Origin of the sequence: Variovorax sp. JS1663 (genome assembly GCF_002157355.1) — a bacterium.
Classification (GTDB): domain Bacteria; phylum Pseudomonadota; class Gammaproteobacteria; order Burkholderiales; family Burkholderiaceae_C; genus Variovorax.
Map to the genome: position 1 here is coordinate 90,824 of NZ_LYMK01000008.1, position 12,579 is coordinate 103,402.

Annotated in this window: 10 protein-coding genes and 1 pseudogene; 9 read left to right on the forward strand and 2 right to left on the reverse strand. The window is 69.5% G+C overall.

Translation table 11 applies throughout. From position 1 onward, the window contains the following. Positions 1-285: 285 nt before the first annotated feature. Together A8M77_RS09370 and A8M77_RS09375 are read left to right on the forward strand one after the other, a co-directional pair. A pseudogene (locus A8M77_RS09370) lies at positions 286-2,641 on the forward strand (ATP-binding cassette domain-containing protein); the annotation flags it as partial. A gap of 171 nt (positions 2,642-2,812) precedes the next feature. Next, positions 2,813-3,718 (forward strand): ZIP family metal transporter, encoded by a 906-nt coding sequence (locus tag A8M77_RS09375; RefSeq protein WP_086921380.1) that lies wholly within the window; start codon positions 2,813-2,815, stop codon positions 3,716-3,718. A gap of 13 nt (positions 3,719-3,731) precedes the next feature. On the opposite strand, the gene A8M77_RS09380 is transcribed toward A8M77_RS09375, so the two are convergent. Both A8M77_RS09380 and A8M77_RS09385 read right to left on the reverse strand, forming a co-directional pair. Then, positions 3,732-5,165: an aldehyde dehydrogenase family protein gene (locus A8M77_RS09380; protein ID WP_086921281.1), complete on the reverse strand. Its 1,434-nt coding sequence runs from the start codon at positions 5,163-5,165 to the stop codon at positions 3,732-3,734. Positions 5,166-5,213: 48 nt separating this feature from the next. After that, positions 5,214-5,768: a peroxiredoxin gene (locus A8M77_RS09385; protein ID WP_086921282.1), complete on the reverse strand. Its 555-nt coding sequence runs from the start codon at positions 5,766-5,768 to the stop codon at positions 5,214-5,216. A 119-nt stretch (positions 5,769-5,887) separates the two neighbouring features. Between A8M77_RS09385 and A8M77_RS09390 the strand changes: the two genes are divergently transcribed. The 7 genes from A8M77_RS09390 to A8M77_RS09420 are packed head-to-tail and all read left to right on the forward strand — an operon-like array spanning position 5,888 to position 12,565. Next, a complete protein-coding gene (locus A8M77_RS09390; RefSeq protein WP_086921283.1) occupies positions 5,888-7,462 on the forward strand; it encodes a phospholipase D family protein in 1,575 nt (524 codons plus the stop codon). A 7-nt stretch (positions 7,463-7,469) separates the two neighbouring features. Beyond that, positions 7,470-8,249, forward strand: a complete 780-nt coding sequence (locus tag A8M77_RS09395; protein WP_086921284.1) for a sterol desaturase family protein — start codon at positions 7,470-7,472, stop codon at positions 8,247-8,249. Next, positions 8,233-9,150 (forward strand): fatty acid desaturase, encoded by a 918-nt coding sequence (locus A8M77_RS09400; RefSeq protein WP_086921285.1) that lies wholly within the window; start codon positions 8,233-8,235, stop codon positions 9,148-9,150. Before A8M77_RS09395 ends, A8M77_RS09400 begins: the two co-directional genes overlap by 17 nt. 3 nt (positions 9,151-9,153) lie before the next feature. Then, positions 9,154-11,064, forward strand: coding sequence for a StlD/DarB family beta-ketosynthase (locus tag A8M77_RS09405; protein ID WP_086921286.1), 1,911 nt, complete (start codon positions 9,154-9,156; stop codon positions 11,062-11,064). After that, positions 11,061-11,954 (forward strand): DUF6999 family protein, encoded by an 894-nt coding sequence (locus A8M77_RS09410; RefSeq protein WP_086921287.1) that lies wholly within the window; start codon positions 11,061-11,063, stop codon positions 11,952-11,954. The genes A8M77_RS09405 and A8M77_RS09410 overlap by 4 nt, the downstream gene beginning before the upstream one ends. 28 nt (positions 11,955-11,982) lie before the next feature. Next, positions 11,983-12,336: a hypothetical protein gene (locus tag A8M77_RS09415; RefSeq protein ID WP_192871579.1), complete on the forward strand. Its 354-nt coding sequence runs from the start codon at positions 11,983-11,985 to the stop codon at positions 12,334-12,336. Next, a complete protein-coding gene (locus tag A8M77_RS09420) occupies positions 12,323-12,565 on the forward strand; it encodes a hypothetical protein (protein ID WP_086921289.1) in 243 nt (80 codons plus the stop codon). Before A8M77_RS09415 ends, A8M77_RS09420 begins: the two co-directional genes overlap by 14 nt. Positions 12,566-12,579: the final 14 nt, after the last annotated feature.

Consider the following 12,579-nt stretch of genomic DNA (forward strand, 5'->3'; position numbering starts at 1 on the left):
GCATCTCTATGCCCCTCGTCCGACCGCCAAGGATCCGAGTCGCAGGTCCGCCCAGACCCTTGAAGCGCTGGCTGAGCGCCTGGAGCTGCCGCTTTCCCTGACCTTTCGCAAGGACGACTTGGAGGAACTCTGGGCTGAACTGCAGCGCCTGAAGATCCGTAGGTCGACGAGGAGACGCCAAGCTGAAGTAGCGCTCCCTCGCGTACTTCGGCCGACGTTCGGCATCGGCACCTTCTCACGCGCAGCGCGCCCTTCCGCGGCGCAACCTGCGGTGCCCGAGACCGGATGGAGAATCCCATGGCCCCCACGCCGCGCAGTGCGGATCCTTTCGTTCGCGTGCGCGGCGCGCGCGAGCACAACCTGAAGAACGTGGACGTCGACGTGCCGCGCGATGCGCTGGTCGTCTTCAGCGGCGTGTCCGGTTCGGGCAAGTCCTCGCTCGCCTTCGGCACGCTCTATGCCGAGGCCCAGCGGCGCTACTTCGAATCGGTCGCCCCTTATGCGCGCCGGCTGATCGAGCAGGTCGGCGTGCCGGCGGTCGACTCCATCAATGGCTTGCCGCCTGCGGTGGCGCTGCAGCAGCAGCGTGGCGCGCCCGGTGCGCGCTCTTCGGTCGGCAGCGTCACCACGCTCTCGGCGCTGCTGCGCATGCTGTTTTCGCGTGCGGGCGTGTACCCGCCGCGCCAGCCGATGCTCTATGCGGAGGACTTCTCGCCCAACACACCGCAAGGCGCCTGCCCCGTGTGCCACGGACTCGGCCACGTGTACGAGGTGACGGAGAAATCGATGGTGCCGGACGACTCGCTGAGCATCCGCGAGCGTGCCATCGCTGCCTGGCCGCCGGCCTGGCACGGCCAGAACCTGCGCGACATCCTGGTCACGCTGGGCTACGACGTCGACCGGCCGTGGCGCGAGCTGCCGAGGAAGACACGCGATTGGATCCTCTTCACCGAGGAGCAGCCGACCGTCCCCGTCTACGCCGGCTTCACGCCGGCCGAGACGCGCGCCGCGCTGCGCAGCCGCATGGAGCCGAGCTACCAGGGCACCTTCATGGGCGCGCGCAAGTACGTGCTGCACACCTTCGCGACCACGCACAGCGCGCTGATGAAGCAGCGCGTGGCGCGCTTCATGACCGCCAGCCTGTGTCCGCAGTGCCATGGCAAGCGGCTCAAGCGCGAGGCGCTGTCCGTGCGCGTCGCGGGCTGCGACATCGGCGAGATCTCGCGGATGCCCCTGGCCAGGCTCGCCGAGGTACTGCAGCGCATCGAGGGCGGCGACATGGGCGCGGCGGCCCAGCCGGGCCGCGCGCTCGGCCGCGAGACGGGGCGCAAGGCGAGCGCGCGGCGCGTGGCGGCCGGTGGTTCCGCGCACGAGGCCGCGCCCGACGTGCGCCGCACGCCCAACCTGTCCGAGGAGAAGCGCATCGCCGCGCAGCGCATCGCGCACGATCTGCTGGGCCGGGTGCAGACGCTGATCGCGCTGGGCCTCGGCTACCTCTCGCTCGACCGGAGCACGCCGACGCTGTCGCCCGGCGAACTGCAGCGCCTGCGCCTGGCCACGCAGATCCGCTCCAACCTGTTCGGCGTGGTGTACGTGCTGGACGAACCTTCGGCCGGCCTGCATCCGGCCGACGGCGAAGCGCTGGGTGCCGCGCTCGATGCGCTGAAGAAGGCCGGCAACTCGCTGTTCGTCGTCGAACATGACCTGGGCCTGATGCGTCGCGCCGACTGGCTGGTGGACGTCGGGCCGGACGCAGGCGAACGCGGCGGCCACGTGCTCTACAGCGGCCCGCCCGAGGGCCTGAGCAAGGTGGAGAACTCGCACACCGCGCGCTACCTGTTCGGGCCGGTGGCCGAGCGCTCGCGGCCGCCGCGCGTGCCGGCCGGCTGGCTGCGGCTCGCAGGCGTGGCGCGCAACAACCTGCATGGCGTCGATGCGGCCTTCCCACTCGGCGTGATGACCGCCGTCACGGGCATCTCGGGCTCGGGCAAGTCCAGCCTGGTGAGCCAGGCGCTCACCGAGCTCGTCGCGGCGCACCTTGGCCACGAGACGCCGCCGGATGACGACGACCAGGAGGAGGGCGGGCGCCCCCGGCCGTCCGGACACACGGCCGGGCGCATCGCAGCCGGCGCCGAATCGCTGCGCCGCCTGGTGCGCGTGGACCAGAAGCCGATCGGCCGCACGCCGCGCTCCAACCTCGCCACGTACACCGGCCTCTTCGACGCGGTGCGCAAGCGCTTCGCGGCGTTCCGGCCCTGCAGGCGCACCTTCAGCGTCTGCTCGGCCGCTGCGCCTGCTGGAGGCGATCGGCCTGGGCTACCTGCGCCTCGGTCAGCCCGCGACCGAGTTCTCCGGTGGCGAGGCGCAGCGCATCAAGCTCGCCACCGAGCTGCAGCGTGCGCAGCGCGGCGATGGGCTCTACGTCCTGGACGAGCCGACCACGGGGCTGCATCCTGCCGATGTCGAGAGGCTGATGGCGCAACTCGACCACCTGGTCGAGGCCGGCAACACGGTGGTGGTGGTGGAGCACGAGATGAGCGTGGTGGCCGCCTGCGACTGGGTCATCGACGTCGGCCCGGGGGCGGGCGCGGAAGGCGGCCGCATCGTGGCGAGCGGGACGCCCGCGGAGGTGGCAGCCGCCAGCGGAGGCCTACGCCTCCAGCTCGCGGTCCATTGCGGGCGCGCCGGCCGAAGACGCTGTTCAGGAGGAGGTCGACAGAAATTCCTACACTTCTCCGCCGCCGGGCTGCCCCTATCGGAAGGATTGAAATTCCTGAAGCACGGTTCAGATGAGAATTACTATCATTTGAGCATGGACAACAGCGCATCCCTTTTCCGTACCCCCCGGCGGCCCGTGCCGTCACCGCGCCAGTGGATCGGCTTCGCCATCGTGCTGGCCGGCGTGCTCGTGGCGGCGGCGCAGTTCTGGCATTTCGCCGCCAGCCGGCCGCTGGTGTGGCAGGCCCTGCTGGGCGGCTCGGTGGCGGCGCTGGCGACGGCGCTGGGCACCCTGCCCATCGTGTTCTCGCAGCGCCTGTCGGACCGCACGCAGGACACGCTGTTCGGCTTCGGCGCCGGCGTCATGCTGGCGGCCAGCGCCTTCTCGCTCATCATTCCCGGCATCGCCGCGGCCCGTGCGGGCGGGGCGGATGCCTGGGGTGCGGGCGGCATCGTCGGCGCTTCGATCCTGCTGGGCAGCCTGGCGCTGCTGGCACTCGACAGGGTGCTGCCGCACGAGCATTTCATCAAGGGCGTGGAAGGGCAGAACGCGCGCGTGCTGCGCCGCACCTGGCTGTTCGTCTTCGCGATCGCGCTGCACAACCTGCCCGAGGGGCTGGCCATCGGCGTCGGCTATGCCGGCGGGGATGCGCTGCGCGGCAGCGCCCTGGCCACCGGCATCGCGATCCAGGACGTGCCCGAGGGCCTGGTCGTCGCGGCGGCCCTGCTGGCCGCGGGCTACCGCCGGTCCTTCGCGGTGACGCTGGGCATGGCCTCGGGCCTGGTCGAGCCGGTAGGGGCAGTGCTCGGCGCGGCGATCGTCGGTGAGTCGGCGGCGCTGTTGCCCTGGGGGCTGGGCTTCGCGGCCGGCGCGATGCTTTTCGTGATCAGCCACGAGATCATTCCCGAGTCCCACCGCAAGGGCCACGAGGCCTTCGCGACGGGCGGGCTGATGGTGGGCTTCGTGCTGATGATGCTGCTGGACACCGCGCTGGGCTGATCACCGACGGCGCTCAGCCGTGGCGCACCGCCACGGTCTTGAGCGTGGTGAAGCCGTAGAGCGCCTCGAAGCCCTTCTCGCGGCCGTAGCCCGAGGACTTCACGCCGCCGAAGGGCAGCTCGACGCCGCCGCCCGCGCCGTAGTTGTTGACGAAGACCTGGCCGCTCTTCACCTGCCTGGCCATGCGGAACTGGCGGGCGCCGTCCTTCGTCCAGATGCCCGCGACCAGGCCGAATTGCGTGGCATTGGCCTGCGCCACCGCCTCGTCTTCGTCGCGGAAGGACATCGCGGCCAGCACCGGGCCGAAGACCTCTTCCTGCGCCAGCCGATGCGTCACCGGCACGTCGCGCAGCAGCGTGGGCGCCTGGTAGAAGCCGGTCTGCGGCGCCTCGTCGACCACCACGCCCTGCGCCACCATCGGGATGCCCGCATGCTGGGCATCGGACAGGAAGTCCCATACGCGTTGCTGCTGTGTCTGGCGGATCAGCGGACCCACATCCAGGTCCATCGCCGCCGGGCCGACGCGCAGCGCCTCGAAGGCCTGGCCCAGGCGTTCCAGCAGCAACTCGTAGATCTCGCGCTCGACGAGCACGCGCGAGCCGGCCGAGCAGGTCTGGCCGGCGTTCTGCACGATCGCGTTGATCAGCACCGGGATGGCCGCGCCGAGATCGGCATCGGCGAAGATGATCTGCGGGCTCTTGCCCCCCAGTTCCAGCGTGACCGGGCAGTGCCGCTCGGCCGCCACCTGCTGGATCAGCGTGCCCACCTTGGGGCTGCCGGTGAAGCTGATGTGGTCGATGCCCGGGTGCCGCGCCAGCGCGTCGCCCACCTCGTGGCCGAAGCCGGTCACGATGTTGATCGCGCCCGGCGGGAAGCCCACCTCCGCCGCCAGCTGAGCCACCCGGATCAGCGACAGGCAGGCGTCTTCCGAGGGCTTGACCACGCAGACGTTGCCCGCGGCCAGCGCACCGCCGACGCTGCGGCCGAAGATCTGCATCGGGTAGTTCCACGGGATGATGTGCCCGGTGACGCCATGCGGCTCGCGCCAGGTGAAGACGCTGTAGCCGTCCTGGTAGGGAATGGTCTCGCCGTGCAGCTTGTCGCTGGCGCCGGCATAGAACTCGAAGTAGCGCACCAGCGCCAGCGCATCGGCGCGGGCCTGCTTGACCGGCTTGCCGCAGTCGCGCTGCTCCAGCAGTGCGAGCTCGTCGGTGTGCTCGGCGATCTTCTGCGAGAGCTTGTACAGGAGCCGGCCGCGCTCGGCGGCGCTCTGCTTCTGCCACACCGTCTCGAAGCAGTCGCGCGCGGCGCGCACCGCCGCGTCGATGTCGGCGGCATTGCCGCGCTGGAGTTCGTCGAAGGCCTGGCCGTCGGAGGGGTCGAGGACAGGGAGGGTGCGGCCGGAGGAGGAGGGGACGCTTTCGTTGGCGATGTAGTGGAGCTGCATGGGCCGAAATTGTGCGCGAAGCGCCCCGCCGGCGCTTCGCGCAGCCCTTCAGCGGCTGCCGGCCGGCTTCGGCAGCGCCTTCAGCGCATTGAGCATGCGCTCCACATGCTTGTCCGGGTTGAGGTTCTGGTAGTAGTAGGCCACCGTGCCGTTGGGCGCGATCACGTAGGACAGCCGGTTGGCGAAGTCGGGCCGGGTCTGCATCACCGCGTCGAAGCCCTCGATCACCGCCTTGGCCTGGTCGGACGCCACCGGGAACTTGCTCTGGCACTGCTTGACCGAGAAGTCCTTCAGCGTGTCGATGTCGTCGGCCGAGACGCCGATCACCGTGGCGCCGATGGCCTCGAACTGGCCCATCGCCTCGGCGAAGGCATGAGCCTCGATGTTGCAGTCGGTGGTGCCTGCCGCCGGGAAGAAGTAGACCACCACCGGCCCCTTGGCCAGCGCGTCCGCCAGGGAGTAGCGGAAGGTCTTGCCGCCCAGCGCCGCGGTGGCGGTGAACTTCGGCACCGGGTCGCCGATGTCCAGGGCCGCGAGGGCCGGAGAAAAAGCCGCGGATGCGAACGAAAGGACGGCGAGACGCGCGAGAATCCGACGGGTCATGATGTAACTCCGGGAAGAGGCATCGCGAAATTCTAGAACCGGCACGGGCCGGGCGGCAGGGCTGAAACCGGCCTGCACCCGCCAGCGTATCCGGAATAACAGCAAGGAGAGGAAAGACCATGAATGCTTGGGTTCGTCTGCTGCGCATCGCGCTGCTGTGCGTCCTGGCCGCCGGGCTCGGGGCCTGCGGCTCGCTGCCGCCGGCCAAGGAGCGGCCGGCGCAGCACGCGGCGCCGGCCGATCCGTCGACGACGCTGGCCAAGGTGGTGGCCGCCTCCACGCCGCCGGGCGAGCATTCCGGTTTTCGCCTGATGCCGCTGGGCGTCTATTCGCTGGATGCGCGCATCCAGCTGGCGCAGCGGGCGGAGCGCTCGCTGGTGGTGCAGTACTACCAGCTCGAGAACGACGCCGTCGGCCGCCTGCTGATGCGCTCGCTGCGCGAGGCCGCGGCGCGCGGCGTCAAGGTGCGCGTCCTGGTCGACGACCTCTACACGGCCAAGAGCCAGTACCTGCTGCTGGCGTTGTCGCAGACGCCCAACGTCGAGGTGCGCCTGTTCAATCCCTTCTGCTGCGGCCGCGACGGCTTCCTCCAGCGCTTCGTCGCGTCCCCGCACGAGATCTACCGGCTCAACCACCGCATGCACAACAAGCTGTTCATCGCCGACGGCGTGATGGCCGTGGTGGGCGGCCGCAACATCGCCGACGAATATTTCGTGCTGAGCGAGGCGCAGAACTTCATCGACATGGACGCGGTGGTCGTGGGCCAGGTGGTGCCGCAGCTCGAGGCCATCTTCGACGCCTACTGGAACAGCGAGCAGGTCTGGCCGATCGAGGAAATCGTGCGCGGCGAGGGCGGCAAGACGCCTGGCACGGCCGAGTTCGATGCCTGGATCGGCATGGCCGCGCCGCCGCCCCGGATCGTGCTGCCGCCCGTCGACATCCTGGGCTACGGCGCGATCAGCGAGGAGCTCGATGCGGGGCGCATGGGGCTGCTGTGGGGCACGGCGCGCGCAATCGCCGACCCGCCGAGCAAGCCCACCACGATGACGGCCGCCCAGGCCCTGTCGACCAGCGTCACCATGCGGATCTGGGAGCGCCTGCTCGAGGCCAAGCAGGAGGTGCAGATGACCTCGCCCTACCTGGTGCCCGGCGACCAGGGCATGGCCGCCTTCGAGGACCTGGGCAGGCGCAAGATCAAGCTGGTGCTCCTGACCAACTCGCTGGCCGCCAACGACGAGCCGCTGGTGCACACGGGCTACATGCGCTATCGCGAACGGCTGCTGAAATCAGGAGCAGACCTGTACGAGCTGAGCCCGGAGCGCACCATGGCGAACAAGCGCTTCGGCTCCTTCGGCAGCTCGCTCGGCCGGCTGCATGCGAAGACCGCGGTCATCGACCGGTCGCGCATCCTGCTCGGATCGGCCAACCTGGACCCGCGCTCGGCGACCCAGAACACCGAGATGGGCCTGCTGGTCGACAGCCCGCAGCTGGCGCGCGAGCTGCTGCGCGTGATCAACGTGAGCCGGGTGCAGAACTCCTACCGCCTTCGCCTGGCCAAGGACACCGGCCGGCTCGAATGGCTGACCACCGACGGCGAGAAGGAAATGGTCCTGACCTCCGAGCCGGAGGCGACCTTCTTCCAGCGCTTCTACAACAGGCTGATCGCGCCGATCGTGCCGGAAATGCTGCTTTAGCCTGCGCATGGGGGCTCGCTTCCAGTCCTTGTCCGTTCCGGAGGTCATGCTGTGGGGCGTGGCCTTCTTCGGCGGCATCTACCTTCTGTTCGGCGCGCTGAACTGGCTGGTGACGCGCAAGCTCCTGCCGGCGCTGGGCATCGGCCGGGTGCTCGATCCGCGGCCGATGCAGCGCGGGCAGCTGCGGCGGGAGCTCGCTCAGTCGGCCGTGTCGGTGGCGATCTTCGGCATCGGCTTGGTGTTCCCGTGGGGACTGCTGCAACTGGGCTGGGCGCGGCTCGATGCGGATGCCGGCGCCTGGCAGATCGCGCTGGAGATCCTGGCGCTCGCGCTCTGGAACGACGTGCACTTCTGGCTGAACCACCGGCTGCTGCATACGCGCCTGCTGCGGCGCTTCCATGGTCCGCACCACCGGTCGATCGTCACCACGCCTTTCTCCACCTACAGCTTTCACCCGCTCGAGGCCTTGCTGCTGGGCAACGTGATCCTGCCGCCGATGCTGGTGCACGACTTCAGCTTCTGGTCGTTGGCCTCGGTGCCGCTGTTCAGCCTGTTCTTCAACAACATCGGGCATTCGAACTACGACTTCTTCCCGAAGGTCTCGTACGACCACTGGTTCGCCGCCAGCCGCCGGCACCATCTGCACCACGTGTGCCACGGCGGCAACTACGGCTTCCAGTTCACCTTCATGGACCGGCTGTTCGGCACCCGCGTCGCCGCCGATGCCGCCGCGCCGCAGCTGCACGCCCATGCCGAGAAAGAGAAAAGCCATGGCGCCTGCGCCTGATCGCGCACGGCGCGCGCCGCGGCTGCGCCACTGGCGCGACTGGCAAAGCCTCGCCTACATGGCGCTGCTGCCGGCACTGGCGGCCTGGCAATGGGTACAGGGCTTCCACTGGCTGCTGTACGGCCTGATGCTCTTCCTCACGCTCGGCACCGGCGTGATCCACCACAACCATGCGCACTTGCGCATGTGGCGCAGCCGGGGTGCGAACCGCCTCACCGATGCCTGGCTGACCCTGCTGCAGGGTCATCCCACCTTCGTGTTCTGGCCGGCGCACGTGGCCAATCACCATCGCTTTCGGCATGGACCGCGCGATGCGGCACGCACCTACCGCTTCGGCGGCGACACCAACCACCTGTGGGGCTACCTGGTGCATCCGCTGCAGGCGGCGGCGGTGCTCTACCCGATCTTCCTCGACTGGCTGGGCCGGCTGCGCGCCCACTGGCCCGGGGCCTGGCGCTACTGCCTGGCGCAGTACGCGCTGTGGCTGGGCAGTTGGGCGCTGCTGCTGGCGCTGGACTGGCGCCGCGCGCTGGTGTTCGTGATCCTGCCGCAGCTGCATGGCCTGCACTGGCTGCTGGCGACCAACTACCTGCAGCATGCGCACGCGGACGGACGGGCCAGCGCGAACCGCCGCACGCTCGACTACGCGCGCAACTTCGAGGGCCTGGTCAACCCGCTGCTGTTCAACATCGGCCTCCACACCGCGCACCACGAGCATTCCAAGGCGCATTGGTCCGAACTCACGCGGCTGCACCGCGAGCGCTACCGGGCCCGCGTCCATCCCTCCCTCAACGAGCGCGGCCTGCTGCCCTACATGGCGCGGGTCTTCCTGCTGGGCACGGTGCTGCCGCGCTTTCGCAGCCGCCCGCTGATGCCGCCCGGTTCTCTTCCTCGGTCCTGACCCATGCCCGTTCCATTCCAACGCGTCTACCTTGAAAGTGCCGGCTTCTTCATGCCCGGCGAGCCCGTGTCCAACGAGGAGATGGACGCCTACATCGCGCCGATCAACCGCATGTCGGACCGCATCAAGCGGCGCATCCTGGCCGAGAACGGCATCCGCCAGCGCTACTACGGCATCGACACCGAGGGCCGCACGGTGCACGGCAACGCGCAGATGGCCGCGGGCGCGATCCGCCAGTGCCTGCAGCAGGGCGGGGCCGAGATCTCGCGGGTGTCGCTGCTGGCCAGCGGCTCATCGGGCGGCGATGCGCTGATGCCGGGCTTCGCCAACATGATCCAGGGCGAGCTGGCGGCGCCGCCGATGGAGACCCTGTCGGTGCACGGCGTCTGCGCGGCCAGCGTGGGGGCGATCCAGGCGGCCGCGCAGGGCATCGAGCTGGGCACGCACCGCGCGGCGCTGGCGGTGGCCAGCGAGATGCCGTCGCGCCTGTTCAAGCGCTCGCGCTTCGCCGCGCGCGGCTACGACTGCGACTTCGACGCCCATTTCCTGCGATGGATGCTGTCGGACGGCGCGGGTGCGCTGCTGCTGTCGGGCGGCGCCTCCGCGCTGGCCGGCCAGCCGGGCGTGCGGCTGCGCCTCAAGTGGATTCACCACCGCTCCTTCTCGGGCGACTACCCGGTATGCATGCAGCTGGGCCTGAGCGAGGACCGTTCGCGCGGCCACCTGGACTTCGCGTCCTGGGGCGAGGCCGAGGCGGCGGGCGCGCTTTCGCTGCGGCAGGACATCCGCCTGCTGCCGCACCTCTTCGATGTCGGCATCCACGAATACGCGGGGCTGGTACGCGACGGCTGGCTGGACCCGGCGCGGGTCAACCACTTCCTGTGCCACTATTCCTCCGAGAAGTTCATCCCGGTGGTCGATGGCCTGATGCAGAAGGCCGGGCTGGCGATTCCGCGCGAGCGTTGGTGGAGCAATCTGGCCTGGCGCGGCAACACGGGCGCCGCCTCGATCATGATCATGCTGGCCGAGTTCCTGCAGGGCCGGACGCTGAAGCCCGGGGAGCAGATCTTCTGCTACGTGCCCGAGTCTGGGCGCTTCACCGCGGCATACCTGTTGTTCGAGGTGGAGGAGGCGGGTGGCGCGGCCGCTGCCGTGCCGGCTCCAGCCGTAGTGGCGCCGGTCGAAGCCGCGGCCGACGTCATCGCGCCACCGCACGATCCCGCCGCCGCGCCCGAGCGTCTGCAGGCGCTGCTCACCGAGCTGGCCTCGATCTGGCACGACTACCGTTCGCGCGTCTGGCGCACGCCGCTGGTGCGGCAGATCCGCGAGCGCCGCTTCGCGCTGCCGGACTACCTGAACTGGATGGAGAACTGGGTGCCGCAGGTGCGCGAGGGCAGCAAGTGGATGCGCGAGGGCGCCGCCTCCCTGGCCGCGCCCTACCAGTCCCTGGCCGCGCTCATCGGCGTGCATGCGGGCGAGGAGCAGAACGACTTCATGATCCTCGTCGACGACTACCGCAAGGCGGGCGGCACCGTCGCCGACATCGACACGCTGCGCCGCAACCCTGGCGGCGAGGCGCTCAACGCCTATCTCCATGGCCTGGCCGCGCGGCCCAACCCGATCGGCCTGCTGGGCGCGATCTACATCATCGAGGGCACGGGGCAGCGCATCGTGCCGGCGCTGCTGCCGCTGATCAAGGCCGGCCTGCAACTGCCGCCCGACGTGTTCCGCTTCCTCGAATACCACGGCCACAACGACGAGAACCACCTGACGCGCTGGCTGGCGGCGGTCGAGATGGTGATGGAGATCGAAGGGGAGGGCGACGCGGCCCGGCGCATCGCCGACACCGCGCGCCACACGGCGGCGCTCTACCTCATGCAGTTCGAGCACGTCACGCAGTCCATCCCGCGATGAAGGCCCTGCCCGATTTCCTGGCGCGGGAGCACGACCCGCGCGACCCCAGCCCCTGGCTGGCGCTCTACCTCGACCAGAGCACGCCGCTGCCCGACGATGTGAAGGCGGCGTGGCTGGCCGACTCCAGCTCGGCCTCGCGCCAGTACCTGCTGCCCTTCCTGCGGCCACTGGCGCGCCTGGCCATCGTGCTGTTCCAGGTGTGCAAGGTCTTCGTGCCGCGCAACTGGGCACATTCGCGGCTGCTGCACCGCCTGCTGGCCTGGGGCCTGAAGCGCTTCGTCTCGCCGGAGGCGAACTGGCTGATCCTGCGGCACTTCCACCTGGGGTCGCAGGTGCTGGCCTTCATCGGTGCCAATTCGCCTGTGCGGGTGGACACCTCGCCGCTGGCGCCGCCCGACATCGACGCGCTCAGGGACGAGATGTTCCTGAAGCACGACCTCAACCTCTTCAACTTCGTGATCCGGCTCAACCAGGCGCTGCGGGCGCAGGGAATCGAGCTGCGCAAGGCGCAGACGGTCGATTTCTCGATGATTGCCGAGCCGCCTGTGCGGCTGGCCGACATGCCGCACGGACGGCTCAATTTCCTGGACCTGCAGAGCGCGATCGAGCTGTTCACGCCGCTCTACCAGCTGATGCTGACCGACAACGATTTCTGGCGCGCCGCCAATTCGCTGCAGCTGGACGAAACCATCGGGATCTACGCCGCCACCCTGCTGGATGCGCCCGAGCACCTGATCCTGGTGAACAACAAGCACCCGCTGGTGCCGCTGTCGACCCTGCGGGCGGGGCACCGGCTGGTGGTCCATGGGCTTTCCACCGAGATGCTGCATGCGCTGCTGGTGAAATTCCGTGCCGCGCGGGAGACTGCGGCGGCGGCCAGTATCTTGTAATCTGGCCTTTCTGCCCCAGATGGACCCCATGAACGCTACCCAATCCCCGGCGCCCAAAACCGACCTGGCAGTGACCCACGTGCTCGCCCAGCTCCTGGAGCGGCTCGAGCACAGTGCCGTGCCAGTGGGTGCGGAGCAGTATCGATCGGTCGTGATGCACCTCGTCGACGAGTTCCGGGACGTCGCCCCGGGCGACGGCCTGGGCAAGCTGCTGGATGCCTATCCGGCCGCCGCCGAGGTCTACGAAAACCTCAACTACCAGCATGCCGGCCTGTGCCGTTCAGGCCTGGACGCCTCGCTCGCCGCCGAGCTGGCCGCCAAGTCTGCGATCGAGCGCGCCAAGCGCCATGCCGAACCGGACACCGCCCATGGCCAAGGCTGAGACCAAGACCGCCATCATCGCCGACGGCCTGCGCTACAAGGCCAAGGCCTCGGGCTCGCCCTTCCGGGCCTCGGCCTCCTTCAGCGGGGCAACGATGTCCTGCTTCCTCTGCGGCAAGCACCGCGTGCGCTCCCAGATGCGCACGCGGCAGTTCCTCGGCAAGTCGCAGACGGTCTGCGCGCCCTCCTGCAAGGCGCTGGAAGAACAGGAAAAAGAGACTGCTTCGTGACGGTTTGGCGACGT

What these genes read in the sequence shown, in the direction of transcription:
- A8M77_RS09420 (WP_086921289.1), top strand. Translation starts at nt 12,323, where the DNA reads ATGGCCAAGGCTGAGACCAAGACCGCCATCATCGCCGACGGCCTGCGC.
- A8M77_RS09375 (WP_086921380.1), top strand. Translation starts at nt 2,813, where the DNA reads ATGGACAACAGCGCATCCCTTTTCCGTACCCCCCGGCGGCCCGTGCCG.
- A8M77_RS09390 (WP_086921283.1), top strand. Translation starts at nt 5,888, where the DNA reads ATGAATGCTTGGGTTCGTCTGCTGCGCATCGCGCTGCTGTGCGTCCTG.
- A8M77_RS09405 (WP_086921286.1), top strand. Translation starts at nt 9,154, where the DNA reads ATGCCCGTTCCATTCCAACGCGTCTACCTTGAAAGTGCCGGCTTCTTC.
- A8M77_RS09385 (WP_086921282.1), bottom strand. Translation starts at nt 5,768, where the DNA reads ATGACCCGTCGGATTCTCGCGCGTCTCGCCGTCCTTTCGTTCGCATCC.
- A8M77_RS09400 (WP_086921285.1), top strand. Translation starts at nt 8,233, where the DNA reads ATGGCGCCTGCGCCTGATCGCGCACGGCGCGCGCCGCGGCTGCGCCAC.
- A8M77_RS09410 (WP_086921287.1), top strand. Translation starts at nt 11,061, where the DNA reads ATGAAGGCCCTGCCCGATTTCCTGGCGCGGGAGCACGACCCGCGCGAC.
- A8M77_RS09380 (WP_086921281.1), bottom strand. Translation starts at nt 5,165, where the DNA reads ATGCAGCTCCACTACATCGCCAACGAAAGCGTCCCCTCCTCCTCCGGC.
- A8M77_RS09395 (WP_086921284.1), top strand. Translation starts at nt 7,470, where the DNA reads ATGGGGGCTCGCTTCCAGTCCTTGTCCGTTCCGGAGGTCATGCTGTGG.
- A8M77_RS09415 (WP_192871579.1), top strand. Translation starts at nt 11,983, where the DNA reads ATGAACGCTACCCAATCCCCGGCGCCCAAAACCGACCTGGCAGTGACC.